The following is an 18,581-nucleotide window of genomic DNA, read 5'->3' as shown; positions in this document are numbered from 1 at the left end:
CTAGTTAGTGAATTTTCTTCTTCATAACCAAGAACAAATCTATAACAACATATATTGCCTTCTTGTTAGGCTATTTGAAGTTCGATAAAAACACTATATCCACTACTGCAGTTGAATTAGTAAACTCCAGATTTACGCATATTCATGCTTTTTTGAACAGCTTATAGAATTTAGCAGTATGACTAAAAATTTACCCCCTTAGTATAGATTAGCTAAAAGCTAACATGATTTATATTTATTCAAATTGAGATAATAGGTACACGAATAAACTCACCATATTGGGTTAACTTAAATAATACAGTCCTTTAGAACAAGACCTTTATTATTACAGATTAATATTGTGTATATATTTGTCTTTTTTTGTAATTGAGATAGGTCTATTAATTGATACAGGAATACACCAAAATACATGGATGATATTTGTTCAAAACAATATTAGTCTGACCCAGGCATGTTGTTACCAATGCATTGAATTACCATGGCTAACATATGAGTTTGAATCTTTAACTGGTAAATGCACCCTGTAGGAACAATTATCGAACGCTTTAAAAAGGCTTGTATAAGAATTTGACCGAATTGCAAATCATTGACGGAAAATTAAACATTAAATGTAGAGAGAGCGACCATACACACCTTGGGAGTTCTTTTAAAATGTTAGGAGGACATCATGAGAGCTGTCACATACCAGGGCAAATATGAAATTGCCGTAAAAAAAGTAGAAGCACCAAAGATACAGGACCGTGAAGATGTCATTATAAAAGTGACTTCAACAGCTATATGTGGTTCGGATCTTCATTTATATCAAGGGAATTTCCCTTTACCTATCGATTATGTTATTGGGCATGAACCAATGGGGATTGTTGAAGAAGCAGGCCCAAATGTTACAAGCGTGAAAAAAGGAGATCGTGTAGTCATCCCATTTACAGTAGCATGTGGCACATGCACTTACTGCCAACACGATTTAGAAAGTCAATGTGATAACTCTAATCCCCACTATGATTCGGGTGGCTATCTAGGATACTCTGAAAAATTCGGTAATTATCCCGGCGGGCAAGCTGAGTATTTACGAGTTCCCTTTGGTAACTATACCCCTTTTGTTATTCCAAAAGATTGTGAATTAGAAGATGAGTCCCTATTGTTTTTATCGGATGTACTGCCTACTGCTTACTGGAGCGTAGACAATGCAGGTGTAAAAAAAGGTGACACTGTTATTGTCTTAGGCTGTGGACCAGTCGGATTAATGACTCAGCAGTTTGCCTGGGAAAAAGGGGCTGAACGTGTTATTGCAGTAGATTACATTTCAAATCGACTCCAACATTCAAAAAGAATGAACAAGACGGAAACGTTTGACTTTACTAAGTATGATGATATGGGCGAGACCTTAAAAGAATTAACAAAAGGTGGAGCAGATGTTGTGATCGATTGTGTAGGAATGGATGGTAAGAAATCTCCACTGGAGTGGGTAGAACAGAAATTAAAACTCCAAGGTGGGACATTGGGTCCAATCCAAATTGCTGCAAAGGCTGTACGGAAAGGTGGAACATTACAAATCACAGGTGTTTATGGTGGTTTATACAATATGTTCCCGTTAGGTCCCTTTTTCGCTCGTAACATTAATATTAAAATGGGACAAGCACCTGCACGTCATTATATGCCATACTTGTACGATAAAATAAAGAACGGGGATATAGATCCTACGAAAATCATTACTCACACTTTGCCGTTGGAAGAAGCCACTCATGGATATCATATTTTTAATAATAAGGAAGATAATTGCATTAAAGTTGTATTAAAACCATAGTTGTGCAGTTTCTTCAGTAACTTTAACTCATAAGAGATTAATGTTGTATTAGTGAGGTGAACTTAGGTTATTTAAGCTTAGCTGACATACTTATTAGAAGATACCTGCTCAAATGTTGTACAACTCGGCTGCTTGGTAGGTTTCCGGACTCCAAGTCTTTCCTCTGCAAGGAAATACGTTCTCAAGTCTAAGGGTTAGCTCCCGCTAGCCATACAGTAAGGCTCTGCCACCAAGCATTAAATCACAATATTGATCATATCAGCCAATTACAATTCGAAAAGCAGTAACATAAACAAAAGTGGCATACCAATCTACCATTGGCACAGCCACTTTTTACTTCACACCAAATTCTAACTAGTTGCTAATGTTCCTAGATTCTGCAAGCTTCATTAAGTAATAATGTTCCTCCCTTGCCATATGGTCTGCCATGGAAGCGGTAAATGTCCCCAATACTTCTGCAGTTAATTCCATTTTCTTCTAGTTCATTTAAAAATGTATTAAATAACCCGATTTCTACCTCAACGTCATCATTAAATCTATTTAATGCGGGAAATGTTTTAACATTTGCACGTAAGTAGCCAGTTAATTCTACTGCCTTTAAATAGAATTGTTCAAAGTGCTTCGTAAAGTTTTGGCTCTTTTCTTTTAGTCTTTTTTCCACACCATCCATTTGTGAATCAATTGCACCTGAATGACCAGAAGCGTCCAGCAGCCAGATTAAATGATGATGCAATTCGTGAAATATTGGTGGTATCTCTCCATTTTTGAGGTAACTAAGTATCAGTTGGTATTCCTCTAATTCATTAACCATATGATTTATAAAAGTAGGTGTAAGGTGAATACCAATATCCCCTGACAAATGTCGCCTGATGATGGAGAATTTAAATTCTTTTAGTTGTTCTGTGATTTCTTCAACAGTATTAGAGAATGAGATGGCATTTGATTCATTAAGATAACTAGCCTGCATAAGAAGTTGGTCAAAGTATTGGATAAAATAAGCAGCTTTTTCAATATCTCTCTTCTCAGAAGGATAAAGTGAATCATGGATAAATCGTGCATGATCCCCTAGCACCTGTAGCCAAAACTGATGTTCAAAAACAGCACTTTTTAAGTAATTTACCATGATTGAATACATCTCCTTTGTTTTGTAGTTTGCTCTATTCTATTCTACATTGAATAGTATTATTAATATTAGATGTATAACCTCAATTTGAAATTCGCAAATCTCTCTAGTACTATCACTTGATAAAAAACTCTGCAATTGATATTTGTATAAATATTCTTGTACTCCACATACTACCTATGAAAAAATATATACAAGGGAGTGTTTATATTGGGAATTATGGATGGTAATCCAAAAAATGAACCGATGCATTATGGCGAAGTAATTGGGACATGGTCATTTGTTCAAGCTAATAATGGACTTATTAGCATGTATGGGGCATTTGTCAATCACGCAGGAGATCAAGATCTTATAGGACTTCTTGAAGAAGCAATTAATAAGATGCAATCTGAAAACCAGGAAATCGAAAAGTTATTGAAAGATAATGGAGTGGTTCCTCCCCCTTCTTTACCCGGACGTCCACAAGCAAATTTAGAGGAAATTCCTGCTGGTGCAAGATTCATGGATCCAGAAATTAGCGCTATTCTTTCAGTAAATGTAGGACAAGGACTTGTTTCCTGCAGTGCGGTAATGGGACAATGCCTACGAGAGGATATTGCAATGATGTTCGGTAAGTACCATACGGAAAAAGCATTATTTGGCGCTAAGTTACTTAGGCTAAATAAAGAAAAAGGCTGGATAATCCCACCGCCACTTCAAGTGGAAAATTCATAATAAAATAGGCAAAACAATCTTCGCTAATAACACAAAAACATGATGCAAAGCTAAGGGCATTTTCTATGTCTAGTAAAAAACTAAGGCTGTCATCAAGTCTTTAGATGACAGCCTTAGTTGCACGAACTATTTGTTAAGAAATTTGTTAAACATTCAAGAATAACATGCAAAGGGACTTTGCGGTACAGTCCCTTTTTTCAATTAACTACTATTGATTCGTCGAATTAGATTTACTTTATAGGTTATCTCAAATGTTTTTATCTGTACTAAAAGTTACTTTGGATCAAGCACTTCTGCTATACCCAAATAGCGATGCACAAGTTGCATGATTTTATCCTGAGTTTGTCACTTCCACCGCTAGCTTTTCTTTCTCGATGATAAATTCCGTTTTGAATCTGTATTTGAAATATTTAGTTACGGTCTGCTTCGATAATCTTGTCAATCACCTTTCCATCGACAAATTCCGGAGTGTCAAGTTCCATTAACTCATATAAAGTTGGAGCAATGTCCAGTGTCGAAATTTCTTCCCTAATGTTCGCTTTTGGATAATTATTGCCGGTCACAAATAAGATGGGCCGTAATTCCATCCGCTCTGGATTTCCACCATGGATTCCTCTTTCAACTGACTTTTTGGTTGTAGACTCATCATCTTGAGTAATAGAGTATCCTTGTTTGGCAATCAGCAATACATCGCCTGCCTGTTCGTGACTAAGAACCCTATCTTCCTTACTTCCCTTTGCAATGACTTCTTCAAATGGTCTCTCTTTGGGTTCAAACAATACTTTCATCACTTTTTTAAAAGTAGTTATGCCATTATCATTGCTCGAATTTTGCTGTGACTTATCCAACAAATATTGCATTCTTTTTATTTTAGAAGGCTCTTTTACTTTCAGACCATTGAAAATATCCATAATTTCTTTTTGAACTTCTGGGTATTCCTCTTTTGATACAATACCGTTTTGTTCTCGACCCTCTAAATTGATATATATATGAGCAATTGCACCACTTGCCACAGCGTAAGCTTTAGATTTTTCCGTATCTACTTTTCCATCTTTATCTTTTTGTAAAAGTCCTGCCTCCTCCAATTCATGATTAGGGGAAATCATTGTGTGAACAGGCTCCATTCCGTGATCTGAAATGAGTATGAGCCGGTCATTGTCACTCATCTTTTCTAACGTATCCCCAAGCGATCGATCAGCTAGCTGATATGCCCATTTAATATAATCCATATACTGTTTCGATTTTTCCTCCGTATATCCTGGCTGTCTGGGATCGACCAAAAGATATTTATGCTCTTCATGGTCTATTTGGGGATAATAAAAGAATAATAAATCAGGTTTGTATTGCTCTTTGATATAAAGAGAAACATCGGTTGTCCACTTGGCAAACCGCTCACTGATCTCTTCATATTCCAAACGTGTAATCCAATTATTCTCAAGTCCCAGGTCATCATCCTGATCAGGCAGATGACCAAACTTCTTTGCAATGTTATCTTTAAATTCCTGGGGTCCATGTATAACCCCTGAGGTGACTGCAGTTCTGTAAAACTTAACATTTTCCAAGGATTGGTCGAAATCTTTTACCTTAAAAGAAAATCCAGCTAAATGCTGGTCATTGATTGGAAATGAAATAGATCCCCATTCGTTTAGATGAACAGCCTCTGATAATGGACGATTTTTATCTGTAGTAAAGTAAAATGTATCATAGTCAATCACTCCATTATCCCTTGAGTCAGCTGCCAATATATAGATTTTTTGACCAGCACTTTTTCCAAGTTTCAAGGATAGCGTGCTTTCCTTTGCGGGACTATAGCTTTTAGGAAGTTGCTTCCATTCAACAGCTTCTTTAAAGGTCAAATTATTAAGATCACTTTCAGCCCATGTTTTACCGTTATAAATAGCATATGTCGCTTGATTACCTTCTTCCGGATTGGAACCGGGGAAAAGGACAGTTGCAGTTGTTTTTCCTTGTTTCCTTGCTTCTGCCCAAATAGGAATCGTATCGAGGGATGAAAAGAAGGCACTTTGTTTTTCGGTAAGTTTCGTGCCGGGTTTATGAAGGTTATTACTAATCATGCCCGTTTTCTCTGGCTTTGCACCTGTAGATATTGCTGCATGTGATGCCGATGTTAAAGAAGGATAAACTGTTTTGAAGTTTTTTGCAAATAGTCCATTATCTTTTACCTTTTTAAAATTTGGCAGCAATCCCTCATGCATATAATTTTCAGTGAAATCGTGACGCATTCCATCAAAAGAAATTACCGTATATGTAGGACTTTCATTTGAACTTGCGAAAGCTGGTAGAAGAAAAGTAAGGTTAAATGCTACTATCATTATAAGAAGGGAAGTTAATTTTACTTTTAGTTTCATGGTTTTGCACCTCTTTCATTATAAGCGAACGTATCTATTCCCTTAATTAGAAAATATAAAACCTGAGTCAGTCGCTCACACAACATGAAAAAAATGCCTCCGATTAGATTAAAAATCCCTACGAAGACATCTTACAATAGGTTATCCAACGTTTTTAAAAGTTAATGTGATATTGTCTTGTCTTTCATAAAGGGGCCTAATCACTCACAAGAAACTTGTTATCAGATGTTTCCCATATATACTATTATTTAATGTACTTTCCCAAAAATGCTGCTTAGCGATTTCAGAAACAGCTCCTTCATCTATAAAAATTCCTTAATTTTTCCCTTCACGATCCCAGAATCTAGCTTTACGAACAGCTTCTATAAATTGCTTGCTGTCATCAATGACTACACCATTTTGGCCAGAAATTTGCAAGGACTCTAGGATGGCGGCTCCTTCTTTTATGGCACCAATTGGTTTGTAATGCAGAAGGGCTTCCTTAACAAAATAAGGTGCTTCTTTATCAAATAATGGGGTATTTCCCTTTTGGCTAGCAATCAAGACGGCATCAAACAGAACAGAGTCTGCTGTCATTAGTGTATGGTCAACTGGAAGTTCCGTGTTGTCATTGCCTTGAATGGTGCCTTGATGGTCACTTACAACCTCAACGTTTATGCTGACAGCTTTTAATTCGTTAATCGTTTCAGATAATTCCTTTGGATATCCGTCTGCTGCAATGACAGCTACTTTACGTGTGTCTGTTCTCTTAATGGTGTTTTCCTGGCTTAGGGCTGGTGAAGATTTTGCATATGTTATTTCTTTTTCCGCGGGGACAGGCAACCCTAGATTTTCTGCAATCGCAGATACAAGCTCATGGTTAACATTCGAGAACATTTCTAAAACTTGCTCACGTACAGACACTTCTTTACATTTTCCAAGCTCAAAACTGAATGCATTAATGATATGATATTTCTCCACACTGCTCATACTGTTCCAGAATAGAATGGCCTGGGTAAAGTGGTCTTTAAAGCTTTCACTGCGAGCGCGAACTTTGCGGCCTTCCACTTTTTCCTGGTAATGGCTGTATCCGCCCTCTTCCTCACTGACCGGTCCTGGTGTATTGTTTGCCAGCGAGTTTTTATGGTAGCTCACCGGACTAGTATTGATGGTCTGGCGTCCATAACCATCACGCTGGTTGTTGTGGAATGGGGCAACTGGTTTATTAATTGGCAGTTCGTGGAAATTCGGTCCACCCAAACGAATCAGCTGAGTATCTGTGTAAGAGAATAGACGCGTCTGTAAGAGCGGATCGTTACTAAAGTCAATACCAGGAACAACATGTCCGGGGTGGAAGGCTACTTGCTCTGTTTCTGCAAAGTAATTATCCACATTGCGGTTCAACGTCATTTTTCCGACAATTTGTACTGGAACGTCTTCTTCCGGCCAGAGCTTCGTAGCGTCAAGAATGTCAAAGTCGAATTTAAATTCATCTTCTTCATTAATAATTTGCAAGCCCAGCTCAAAGACAGGATAATCACCGTTTTCAATTGCTTCATACAAATCACGGCGATGGAAGTCTGGATCTTTTCCACTAATCTTTTGTGCTTCATCCCACACAACAGAATGCACACCAAGCACTGGTTTCCAATGGAATTTCACAAAGAAGGCTTGTCCTTTTTCATTGATCAAGCGGTAAGTATGTACTCCAAACCCTTCCATCATCCGGAAGCTTCTTGGAATGGCACGATCCGACATATGCCACATAATCATATGCGCAGTTTCCTGATTATTTGCCACGAAGTCCCAAAATGTATCGTGTGCGGACTGTGCCTGTGGAATCTCGTTATGCGGTTCTGGTTTAACTGCATGAATAAAGTCGGGGAATTTAATGCCATCCTGAATAAAGAAGACAGGCATATTATTTCCAACCAGATCATAATTCCCTTCTTCTGTATAGAATTTTGTTGCAAACCCTCGTACATCGCGTGCTAAATCCATGGAACCGCGTGAACCAGCCACTGTCGAAAAGCGAACAAATACAGGAGTTTTCCTTCCAGGTTCATTTAAAAATTTGGCTTTGGTATAGGGAGCAAGTGACTCATAGACTTCAAATTCTCCATGGACCCCAAATCCTCTGGCATGAACGACGCGTTCTGGAATCCTTTCGTGGTCAAAGTGAGTCATTTTTTCGCGAAAATGAAAATCCTCTAATAATGTAGGTCCGCGCTCACCAGCTTTTAATGAAAACTCATCTTCAGCCATTTTCAGTCCCTGATTGGTTGTCAGTGCTTCACCTTCATCCTTTACCCGAAATTGATCGAGCTGTTCATTCTTTTTATTACCTTTTTCGTTACTCATGATACTCCATCTCCTCCTTTATAATTATTCACTAATTCTCTTCCCTATGTAGTTTTGAATCAAACAGATGTTATCTAAATTATTTAAAAATAACGGAGGTATAATAGGATTGGATGTAAAACCTACTTTTGTGTATACATAAATGGACTATTGCAGAAGATAAAATATATTTGGCTTTTTGCCTCAAAAAAACATCATTATCAAAGTTTAAATAAAGGGGAAAGTAGATGAAGATTCGTTTCGGATATGTAGCAAATGCACTAGGCTTATGGGATGCAAGTCCATCAAAAACGTTAACTTTTACACGGTATTCAACGCTTCCTAAAAACGAGAGAATGGAAAAGCTGAAATATATAACAGCACAAAATTTACATCACACAAAAAGAATCCTGTATTATAACATCGCGCATGAAATAGACATCTACCGGTTTTCAAGCACACTAGTCCCTTTAGCAACCCATCCGGAAGTGATGTGGGATTTCCTAACTCCATTTAAAAACGAATGGGAAGAGATAGGAAATATAGTCAAACATTTCAACCTTAGAGTAAGTTTTCACCCAAATCAATTTACACTTTTCACAAGTCCAAGAGAAGAAGTAACAATAAATGCCATAATAAGTATGGACTATCATTTTAAGATGCTAAACGCAATGAATGTACTCGATACAGGATTAATTAACATTCATATTGGCGGAGCCTATGGGGATAAAGCTAAGTCGTTAAACCGCTTCTATAAAAACCTTAAAAAATTGCCCAAGGAAATTAAGAAGCATATGACGCTGGAAAATGATGATAAGACATATGACGTTCAGGAAACACTCCTTGCTTGTGAAAAGGAAAACATTCCAATGGTACTAGATTATCATCACTATATGGCGAATAACGTGGAGAATGACCTCGCCAATTACTTAAACCGTATATTTAACACTTGGAATAACGTTGATATCGTACCAAAAGTCCATATTTCTTCACCAAAATCTGAGAATGCCTACCGTTCCCATGCCGATTTTGTTTCTTTAGACTTCGTTCTTCCCTTCTTAAAGATGGCTAAGGAGCTTAATCAGGACTTTGACATTATGATAGAAGCAAAACAAAAGAACCTTGCAATGCAGAAACTTGTAGAGGATATAGCAGCAATTCGGGGAGTCAAACGGATCTCGAGTGCATCTGTGGAATGGTAACCGTGAAGAACTTAACAATAAAACGGATGAGGTGGAACAAAATGACAATTGTACGGCTTGGTTATGTCGCAATGAGTATGGAACTAAAAAATGCATCGCCGTCGCAAACAATGACGTTTACCCAATTCAACAAAATTACTGATCGGGAAGCTGCCATTCGCAAATTAGAACGTATTGCACTTTCGAACCTGCACAACACACTAAGATTGTTAAAACATAGTGCAGCGTCTGATATTCATTTCTATCGTTTAACCTCTCACCTTATCCCTTTAGCCAACCACGAGGAGCTTCTTGATTGGAATTATATAAAGCCATTAAAAGAACCGCTTCGTGAGATTGGAGATTTCGCAAAAAATCATAAGATAAGAGTTGATTTTCATCCCGATCATTTTGTTATCATTAATTCTAAAGAGAAGCATATCTTGAAAAATTCAATAAGAACCTTAAAGCTCCATTACTTATTATTAAAAGCAATGGGGATTGATCCAACGCATCGCTGTGTCATGCATGTTGGTGGTAATTATAAAGAAACCGAAATTTCACTTGAACGATTTGTTGATAATTGGATGGATGTTCCAAAAATGATTCAAAAGATGATCATGCTTGAAAATGATGATACTTCTTTTACTTTAGAAGATACACTTTACTTATGTGAAAAACTAAATATACCTCTCGTTTTTGATTATCATCATCATCTGGCTCATCACAAGGATGAAAATTGGGAAATCAATTGGAATAGAATTGTGCAGACATGGAGGCATTCTCCTCTCTCAATAAAAATGCATATATCAAGTCCAAAGAGTGATAATGCATTTCGCCATCATTCAGATTATGTAGATATCGATATGTTTTTCAAATTTCTTAAAGTAATAAAGGGTAGTATTCCACAAATTGATTGTATGATTGAAGCTAAGTGGAAAGATGAGGCACTTTTTAAATTAATGGATGAAGTAAAAACAAGAAAAGATATTGAAATTATTGATGGCTCTTCTTTCTCGTTAAAGTAAATGAAAAGACGAGCTAATTGTAGCCACCAGATCTGTCAACCTGTACCTTGCAGCCAAATCTATCTGTATTCCTATAAACATCAAAGCTCTCTTTCCAACAGAAAGAGCATCACTTCCTTTATATTGTAATATTTTTGTTTTGGTAATCTTTGCTGTGTTGAGTAATCATTAATATGCCTAGCTGTAGAGAGTTGCTTCATGGGAAGCAGTCCGCTACAGCTAGTTTTAATAGAACAGATGATTATATTTATCTATTGTTGCCGAGATTCCCTTGTTTAGCTTTGTTTAAGGAAATCCAACGTACTGAAAATGCACTGAGAATACCTGCAAAAATAACATACAGTACAAGGTAAGTAGGGAACCCATCACTCAAACTTAATAAATAAGTAGCAACCATAGGTGTCAGCCCACTAGCAAATATTCCGGAAAACTGGTATACAAACGATATCCCAGTGTATCTCACTTTGGCATCAAATAGTTCCGCAAATAATGCAGCTTCAGGTCCATAAACAGCGGCATAAAAAATACCCAATGGAATAATGATGGATAACCATATTACTAATGTGCTACTACCACTATTTGACATGAACCAGAAAGCTGGTATTGCAGAAAATCCTGTAACCAGGCTGCCATACCAATATGTCCGTGTTCTGCCAAAACGGTCTGAAATATAACCAAAGATAGGAATAAAGAAACACATTACGAAGGCTGCTGCAGACACACCTAATAAGGCGACATTTTGTGAAATATCCATGTTTTGCGTAAGATAAGTTATGGAGAAGACACCCATAATATTGAAGAAAACACCGTCAATATACCTTGCTCCCATACCTGCAAGGATATTTCCAACATTCCCTCGCCACATTTCTTTGATAGGAATGCCTGAATCTTCTTTTTCTCCTTTGAACTTTTTGAATTCAGGACTTTCATCCACATTTAATCGAATCCATAAACCTAAAAATACTAATAGTGCACTAATCGCGAAAGCTATGCGCCATCCCCATTGGAGAAATTGATCTTCTGCAAGTAATAGCGACAATAGCCCTACCACTCCTGATGCTAATAAAAGACCTATGGCAAGACCAATTTGAGGAAGACTAGCATATAATCCTCGCTTTTTTTCAGGCGCATGTTCGAAAGTCATAAGGACTGCTCCTCCCCATTCTCCTCCTAATGCTAACCCTTGAATCATACGTAAAAGCACCAAGGAAATCGGCGCGATAATCCCTATTTGCCCATATGTTGGTAAAAAGGCCATCAAAGCTGTACTAATTCCCATTATCGTTAGACTCAAGACTAGCATACTTTTACGTCCAATTTTATCTCCAAAATGGCCAAATATTATACCACCGACTGGTCTTACAACAAAACCAGCTGCAAATGTTCCAAAAGCAAGCATCGTGGAAACGAAAAGATTACCTGTTGGGAAATAAAGCTGATTAAATACAATACCAGCTACAACACCATAAAGAAAGAAATCATACCATTCAATTGTCGATCCAATTAAGCTTGACGCTACAACACGCCTAAGCATTTTCTTATCGGGAATAGTCATGATATCCCCACCTCCTATAAATTCAATAGATACTCCAATAAATCAGTTCATGTGGAGTTTCCATGTGTAATTAACATTCATAATTCCATATTTTATATTTGTTTTAACTAATTATGAAAAGATATAGACTTTGAAACTCTATGCTAACTATTGATTTCTCCTTCCCTTAAAATAAAGTTATACAATCATAATTCATTAAAAACAAAGGACTATTTTACCCATCTAAGCAAGAGTGTGTCAAGGGGTTGAGGGAAATTTTCAAATTAACTTAAAAACCAATTTTTGGTAAATATTTTTTTGCAAAAAAGGAATCAATGTATCAAGGATTTTCTGAAACTGATGTCAAACAATATCTACCGTTGAACAAAGGAAAAACACTAAGAAAGAGTTTTGAAAATTATCACCAAAGTGAAAATATTTATATCCGTAAAAAGGTCCAATTTCTCTCAATCTTAATATTGAGAAATTAGACCTTTTCTATGGTAATTTCTTTTAAGTTCTCAAATCCATATTTTTCTGATAATAGTTCAATTTTAAAGTAACCCCTTATTATTGTTGAGCTGCACAATTTTTTAAAAACGTTGTTTTATTAAAATGTCTCCACTTTACCCTTTTGCTTCAAAAATAATAGCTAGTACTGTATCCAGACTCAGGGTTCAGTGGGTTACTTTTTTGAAATGGGGCAATATAAACTTATTGCCAATTTTGCTATGACACGCGGGTATAATTCCCTAAATGGCAATGTATTAAAAATAAGGAGGGCTTATTATAAACGATAACGAGAATTTAAAACATGAAAATCGTAAAGGAAACAATAACATGCAAAACCAAAGAGTATTGGTTGAGTTTTCGGATGGAAATGAATATCAATTTCTCAATAATGTCCACTATAACGAGAAGAACAAAAATCAACAAAATAATCGCAAATAATTGGGCTTATAAGGAATCTGCAGGGGCTGGAGTAAAACAGCCTCTTAAAAAGAATTTTCTCTACATGACATATACTCAATATGTCAATTTGGACATAACATAAAAGCCCAAGTTGGATTAATTTATATCAATTAAAAAAAGTCCATAGTTCTTATGGATATTATAAATATATAAAGATAAACCTATTAGGCGTTTTTATGATAAACTTTGAAACATTACTTCGTCACACATGCATCATAAATTCCCACATTAAGTATTTTTAGAATTGTTAACCTTCTAAGTCCTGCCTTTAAACTTATTTCCCTTTCTTTTAGTTGTACAAGCACTCCTTTATGAATATAGATAAATAGTACATAGCAATCTTTGAAGGAGTGTTAACTTTGGGTATTTTTTTCAGTTATATTCTTTTAGGCTTATCACTTGCGGCACCAATTGGTCCAGTAAACGCAGCCCAACTGGATCGGGGAATCAAAGGGGGATTTTTTCCCGCTTGGTTCGTCGGACTGGGAGCTATTACTGCTGATGCGTTATATATGCTAATTGTCTATATGGGAGTTGTACATGTCCTTGATACACCATTTGTAAAAACATTCTTATGGTTATTTGGAGGATTTGTTTTAATTTATACCGGAATCGAAAGCATAGTAAGTGCTAAGGAAATAAAAGCAAGTCATGAAAGGTCTGCAGAACCCTTATATAAATCATTCTTTGCAGGATTTATCATGTCGATTACAAATCCGTTAACAATCCTATTTTGGTTAGGTATTTATGGTTCCGTACTCGCAAAAACTGCATCCAGTTATGGAGCCCAAACTCTGATTCTATATAGCTGTGCTATCTTTATCGGTTTATTGACCTGGGACATTGTTATGGCTGCAGTTTCAAGTGGCTTCCGTAAATTACTTAACGAACGCATACTTACTGGCATCGCAGTCATTTCCGGTTTGGCACTCATTGGGTTTGGCCTTTTCTTTGGATGGCAAGGGATCTTATTATTAATCGAGCATTAATAGCCCTTAGCCTCCTTCTTCCATTTTCTGTTCATAAAAAATGCGCAAATCCCTATTAAACCAACAATTCCTAGACTGATAAAAAGGCCAGGTCGGTTAGTTTTATCAACCAATGTACCGCTTATACCTGCAAGTAACAATACTATTCCAGCGAAGTATTTAATTCGGTCTTTTAGTTTGTCCTTCTGTAACTTTCTGGCGGATAAGATGATGAATAACCAGTTGTAAAGAAGCATTAAACCTGCACCTGTAGTTATATAGGTGTATATTTTATCTGGAAGTGCCAGAGACATCACGATTGACCCGGCAATCCCTATAATAAGTAAACCTAAGGTAGGTACCGGTACAGCCAACTTCCCATCTTTTGCAAAAAGGGAAGGAGCATCTCCATCCTGAGCTAATGAAACGAGGATAGTAGTTACACCATAGAAAGACCCAACCATGGTTGAGAAACCTGCAACAATCAATGCACCATTGAAAATATGGGGGACAAACCCTAAATCAAAGTCCTCAAGGGCAACGATAAATGGACTTTCCTTCGTATTAAAAACATCCCATGGCACTAAAACTAATGCAAAAACCAAGGCGATAGTATAAATAGTTACTAGCGATAAAATCATTACTTTGCCTGATTTCGGGGCTTCTTTAGGTTGTTTTAGTTGAACGGCCATAAGACCCATCACTTCTATACCTCCGAATGCATAGAAGGCAAAAATCATACTTGCCCAAAATCCCATAAATCCCGTAGGAAAGAGTTCGTTCATGCTACTGGGTATATGTAACTGTTTTACCCCATCAAACAAACCAAAAACAAATGCCCCGGCTATGACTATAAACATAATAATTGCAGCAAGCTTTATCACAGCAAATATATTTTCAATACTCGTTAACTTCTTCGCACCAACCAACAATACAAAAAGACCCAGAATCGCATACCCGATTGCAAATAACCATAGAGGGATATTCGGAAACCAAAAGCGTGAAAAAATAGACAATGCAGTAAGCTGACTACCCATAATTAGTACTTCTGCAAACCAATACATCCATCCAATACTAAACCCGGCCCAGGAACCATAGGCCTGCTTCGCATAAGTACGGAATGCTCCCTTTTCAGGATGGCTTGCCGTTAATCTGGCTAATGCGTCGAAAACAATATATGTTGCGATACCAGCCAAAACGAACGCTATGACGATTGATGGTCCCCCTTGCCCGATACCGATACTTGAGCCCAAAAAGAAGCCAGTACCAATCGTACAACCAACCCCAAACAAAGATAATTGCCACCATTTCATATTGTTCTCTACCTTTTTTGACTCTGCCATGTTAATCCTCCTTATATATACACCCTTATATAATCCCCCATATTCAGAAATAAATTTTGTAATATTTCTATGTATAGTAAAGGGCTCTAAATGTTATTTAAAAACGCTTTGGTCCCTGTAACAAAAAATAAACAATTCATAAGAAATCCGACAACCAAACAAAACCATCAAAAATTTTAATGAAATCATAATGTTTTTTTAAACTTCTCTTACTTTTTTACGGTAACCTGGAATTATAATCCTGAAATGGGGGAATTTATATAAGATGTTTTACGTTGGATGTTAAATTGCAGGAAAAGAAAATTGAAAATCCAACAGATACTTTATGTAAGGGTGGGACGTACATTGGAAATAAATAATATTGCAGGAATCGGTGACGAAATTTCATTTAAGTCTGGTGTAAAGGGGATTGTCGAAAAGATTTATCAAAATTCAGTGATTGTAACGGTTACTGAAAATTCTACCGATTTAGAGTTTGAAGGAGATAAGACAGTGGTTGGACATAAAAATTATGAAATTATCTGATAGGTAATAACATGTAAAAGGCGCTTTCCCAATACTGGAAAGCGCCTTTAATCTAAGAATTAAATTCGACAACAGTTATTTATTTCTTTGGATTGTTATCTATTGTCCTGTACATAATTAAAACTCTAACTTTTCGGGGGTACACCTAAAGTGGTTTTTAATCCCGTATTGCTCCCGCCTCACGGGAAGTCATTGCACCTTGTCCTTCGCTCACATCTTTTTGGATTTCCTGTTTTACTTTTTTAGTATCAGTTCCGGCAAATCCTGGTTTCATACTCGAACTCAAATTATTTTTCACTTGTTGATCTTGTCTCATATACAAATCCTCCTTTATTATTATACAATCTTATGATTTACAAAAAGCACGAAGGATAACCCAAGGATTTGAGCAAAGCATAAAACATTTTCTTAGTAGATGACTATACGAATTACCTCGACTGACTTTTTCGCTGTTTAATGAGGAATATAGAGATTTGAAAGACCAGTTCATCATAGCCCTTCTCTACATTTACCCTCAAAATATTATGACTCTTTCATACCAATCCCAGAGAATCTATCGCACATATTATTGGAATTATATTATAAAAAGGCATAGACAATTACCACTATGTTGAAATACTTTAGAACACTTATAAGTTTTAATATATCTTTAGTATGTATAAAAATAGTGAACATAAAAGTCCAGGGAATCGTTTGATATCCTGCGAAAACGCAAACCAAAGATACAACAAAAACTCTATTGGAAGGTGATTGAAAAGTCATACCACAATTTCAATGAACTTGTGGTATGACTCCACATCATAGATTTTTTGATAATGCAGGTTCTTCGTACTTGCCTTCTCTCCGATCATTAGTCTTCTGTAAAATGAAGAATCTTTTCCACTTTATGTATTTCTTAAACTTTCTATAGTGTTTCATGAAATTTCCATCATACATCACAGCTATGTATTTTTGGTAAGAAGTCATTTTACTTTTATCAAATGAGTACATAGGTAATCACTTTTCTTTAAATAACATGATGTAAAATATAATACTATACATTGATTCAAGAGATGTGAAAACCGGAACAATTCTTTTTAGGCTGAATTTACAAGTTGATACCCTTTTTGCTCAATTAATGTTCAGATTATTATTTCTTGAAAAATAAACAAACGAGGGAACATGATTGCTCTCTATTTATTATGTCGGTTCATTTTATTTGGAATTAAGTGGAATTTTATAGTTATAAATTATGGAACAATTTCATAAACAGTACCTTGGTTAAGATCAGTCACTTTCATAGATCGATATACCCCTAAATACAGTCTTGTTTGATCAAGATTCGTTCCCAAAGTAACATAATAAGCTGACACGGACCCAAAATTATAATCGGTTTCAATAACACTATAATCATTTAGTTTGCAATCTGCACTTACCCTGGTAAAAGCCAATCCCCCTCTAATCGGCTGAGATTCTGTTGCAAGATCGGTAAAAACGACGCTTCCTGTTAAATTTGGGATTTCATTCCCCATGTAGGCTTGCACTCCTGTAAGTGCAGTTCCTCCAAACTTATCGGGTCGGGGATCTTTATGATAATAACTAGTGATTGGGTGAATACGCTTCACCGAGGAAATTATTGCTTCATTGAAATATGCAATTGTTTTCTCATCCAAAGCCGGGTTTGTAGTGCATCTCCTTATGAAAGAAGTGGGAAAAGCACCTTCCCATCCCCGCCAGCCAAAGTTAATAATTCCTTCTAGGTCAGGTGTAGGTTTCATTAAAGAAGCTTGAATAAGCTGAGTAACCGGTATTGGTTTATACTGAACGAATGAAAAAATCGACTCTACCAAATCCTGTCCGACATTTCCGACATATTTAATATACTGATTATAAAACCTTTGAAATGAAATGCCCGGTATATTGCGAACACCTTTGGCAATTACCGTCAGCGTTTCCTGAATAGGTACAGGAAGTTCATTAAAGCGTGTGACTACGGGCGGATTATTGATAAATGTATTCTTCGCTACATCAATCTCAATAATTTTACCAGCGATTTCCATATCGTCCTGACTTAAATTAAATGGATCGTAGCCTGAACCACCATCTCCGGTAGTTAACACGAGGTTTCCGGTTTCAGGCGAAAAGTTTAAGCTATTTACACCGTTATGATTAAAAAATGGTCTTCTTATATTAAGTAATGTTCGCCGTTTTTGAGGACTGCCATTCGTTTGTAAACCCCATTCTTCAATGGTATCAATATGATCATATTGAGTTTCTCTATTTGTCCATCTTAGTTTTAAAGTTCGCGGATCACACGGGTTAGGCTTAAATGGTTCAGAGAGAGCACCTGGACCCTGTGTTCCTGCTACTGAATAATGAAGATAAAACAGACCATTATAATAAAATTCCGGATGAAACGCTAACCCTAAGAGTCCCCGTTCATCATATCCACTACTAGAAACACCTTGTTCAGAAGTACCAAGTTTTATGATTTGCGGACGAATGTCTATAAAAGTCCTTATAGTCCCGTTTCCTATGTAGAAGATTTCTCCTACCTGGGTTGCAATAAATAATCTTTCAGTTGAGTCACCAGGAAGTATCGCTGTTTTCAAAACAGTGGGTAAGTTTATTTTACTTACAATGGGCTGTAAACTAACCTTAACTTTTATCAACTAATTTCACACCCCTTCTAAATTGTTTCCTTTTAAAAGAATATGATTCGAAC

The 18,581-nt window shown here is 36.5% G+C and carries 12 protein-coding genes and 1 pseudogene; 6 read left to right on the top strand and 7 right to left on the bottom strand.

The window, feature by feature from the left end; genetic code table 11:
- Window positions 1–667: 667 nt before the first annotated feature.
- Window positions 668–1,801 (top strand): zinc-dependent alcohol dehydrogenase, encoded by a 1,134-nt coding sequence (locus CUC15_RS03610; protein ID WP_114915400.1) that lies wholly within the window; start codon window positions 668–670, stop codon window positions 1,799–1,801.
- A 354-nt stretch (window positions 1,802–2,155) separates the two neighbouring features.
- Here the strand turns inward: CUC15_RS03610 and CUC15_RS03605 are convergent.
- Window positions 2,156–2,924, bottom strand: a pseudogene (locus tag CUC15_RS03605) (DUF2935 domain-containing protein).
- A 210-nt stretch (window positions 2,925–3,134) separates the two neighbouring features.
- Between CUC15_RS03605 and CUC15_RS03600 the strand changes: the two are divergent.
- A complete protein-coding gene (locus CUC15_RS03600) occupies window positions 3,135–3,638 on the top strand; it encodes a DUF3231 family protein (protein ID WP_114915399.1) in 504 nt (167 codons plus the stop codon).
- A gap of 410 nt (window positions 3,639–4,048) precedes the next feature.
- Here CUC15_RS03600 and CUC15_RS03595 read toward each other — a convergent pair whose 3' ends face one another.
- The gene (locus tag CUC15_RS03595; RefSeq protein ID WP_114915398.1) at window positions 4,049–6,007 is read right to left on the bottom strand and encodes an alkaline phosphatase family protein; all 1,959 of its coding nucleotides are present in this window, start codon (window positions 6,005–6,007) and stop codon (window positions 4,049–4,051) included.
- Window positions 6,008–6,322: 315 nt separating this feature from the next.
- Window positions 6,323–8,347, bottom strand: a complete 2,025-nt coding sequence (locus CUC15_RS03590) for a catalase (RefSeq protein WP_114915397.1) — start codon at window positions 8,345–8,347, stop codon at window positions 6,323–6,325.
- 227 nt (window positions 8,348–8,574) lie between these two features.
- On the opposite strand from CUC15_RS03590, the gene uvsE (CUC15_RS03585) reads away from it, so the two are divergent.
- Together uvsE (CUC15_RS03585) and uvsE (CUC15_RS03580) are read left to right on the top strand one after the other, a co-directional pair.
- Window positions 8,575–9,528 carry a UV DNA damage repair endonuclease UvsE gene (uvsE, locus tag CUC15_RS03585; RefSeq protein WP_114915396.1) on the top strand — a complete coding sequence of 318 codons (954 nt, stop codon included), beginning with the start codon at window positions 8,575–8,577 and terminating at the stop codon, window positions 9,526–9,528.
- Between the two features lie 41 nt (window positions 9,529–9,569).
- Window positions 9,570–10,535 carry a UV DNA damage repair endonuclease UvsE gene (gene uvsE, locus CUC15_RS03580; protein ID WP_114915395.1) on the top strand — a complete coding sequence of 322 codons (966 nt, stop codon included), beginning with the start codon at window positions 9,570–9,572 and terminating at the stop codon, window positions 10,533–10,535.
- A gap of 247 nt (window positions 10,536–10,782) precedes the next feature.
- Here uvsE (CUC15_RS03580) and CUC15_RS03575 read toward each other — a convergent pair whose 3' ends face one another.
- On the bottom strand, window positions 10,783–12,090 hold the full coding sequence (locus CUC15_RS03575) for an MFS transporter (protein WP_114915394.1): 1,308 nt from the start codon (window positions 12,088–12,090) through the stop codon (window positions 10,783–10,785).
- Between the two features lie 1,310 nt (window positions 12,091–13,400).
- Between CUC15_RS03575 and CUC15_RS03565 the strand changes: the two genes are divergently transcribed.
- The gene (locus CUC15_RS03565; RefSeq protein WP_114915392.1) at window positions 13,401–14,030 is read left to right on the top strand and encodes a LysE family transporter; all 630 of its coding nucleotides are present in this window, start codon (window positions 13,401–13,403) and stop codon (window positions 14,028–14,030) included.
- Here CUC15_RS03565 and CUC15_RS03560 read toward each other — a convergent pair.
- Window positions 14,027–15,352 (bottom strand): amino acid permease, encoded by a 1,326-nt coding sequence (locus tag CUC15_RS03560; protein ID WP_114915391.1) that lies wholly within the window; start codon window positions 15,350–15,352, stop codon window positions 14,027–14,029. The genes CUC15_RS03565 and CUC15_RS03560 overlap by 4 nt on opposite strands.
- A 360-nt stretch (window positions 15,353–15,712) precedes the next feature.
- Between CUC15_RS03560 and CUC15_RS03555 the strand changes: the two genes are divergently transcribed.
- Window positions 15,713–15,877 carry a DUF2187 family protein gene (locus CUC15_RS03555; RefSeq protein WP_242985992.1) on the top strand — a complete coding sequence of 55 codons (165 nt, stop codon included), beginning with the start codon at window positions 15,713–15,715 and terminating at the stop codon, window positions 15,875–15,877.
- Window positions 15,878–16,034: 157 nt separating this feature from the next.
- Here the strand turns inward: CUC15_RS03555 and CUC15_RS20220 are convergent, their stop codons facing one another.
- Both CUC15_RS20220 and CUC15_RS03545 read right to left on the bottom strand, forming a co-directional pair.
- Window positions 16,035–16,193 carry a hypothetical protein gene (locus CUC15_RS20220; RefSeq protein ID WP_205317649.1) on the bottom strand — a complete coding sequence of 53 codons (159 nt, stop codon included), beginning with the start codon at window positions 16,191–16,193 and terminating at the stop codon, window positions 16,035–16,037.
- 913 nt (window positions 16,194–17,106) lie between these two features.
- Window positions 17,107–18,528, bottom strand: coding sequence for a PQQ-dependent sugar dehydrogenase (locus CUC15_RS03545; protein WP_114915388.1), 1,422 nt, complete (start codon window positions 18,526–18,528; stop codon window positions 17,107–17,109).
- Between the last annotated feature and the right edge of the window lie 53 nt (window positions 18,529–18,581).

The organism is Oceanobacillus zhaokaii, assembly GCF_003352005.1.
Lineage (GTDB): Bacteria > Bacillota > Bacilli > Bacillales > Amphibacillaceae > Oceanobacillus > Oceanobacillus zhaokaii.
The sequence above is the reverse complement of the archived record's forward strand: the minus strand, read 5'-3'. Positions and strand labels throughout refer to the sequence as shown.